Annotated in this window: 1 pseudogene; it reads right to left on the bottom strand. The window is 48.9% G+C overall.

Going from position 1 to position 501, the window contains the following annotated elements:
• Nucleotides 1-483 (bottom strand): annotated as a pseudogene (locus tag R7044_RS28555) (DNA polymerase V subunit UmuC); the annotation flags it as partial.
• Nucleotides 484-501 lie beyond the last annotated feature (18 nt).

Below are 501 nucleotides of genomic sequence, written 5' to 3'. Positions count from 1 at the left end.
TATAGGAGAGGCATTGGCTAGGTATAGGGCCGGGGTGATACACAAACCATTTAAACGCTTAGAAAGCCGTCTACCAACGCCCCAAACATCATCAACTGGGACTAATGCGAGTAATCGACGTTGCCGATCTGGATTGGTCAGGTCTACAACCCCCTGAGTAGCTGGATATTTTTTGGCGGCATGGTTAGCCAGTTTGGCGAGTGTTTTAGTCGGTGCAATGCCTACACAGACGGTGATCCCAATCCAGTGGCCTATGCGCTCTCGCACTTGTTGTCCGAACTCGACAAGGGATATGGCAGACTCAATACCGGTTAAATCCAAAAACGCTTCGTCAATGGAGTAAACCTCTACTCTTGGTGCCATCTCCTCCAAAGTGCGCATCACTCGACTGCTCAAATCTGCGTACAGCGCGTAATTGGACGAGAATGCCAAAATGCCATGGCGCTGCATTTCAGCTTTGATCTGAAAGACGGGTACGCCCATTTTAATACCTAGTAACTT

This window comes from Vibrio sp. 1402 (assembly GCF_033340275.1).
This window is presented reverse-complemented; position numbering and strand designations above follow the sequence as displayed.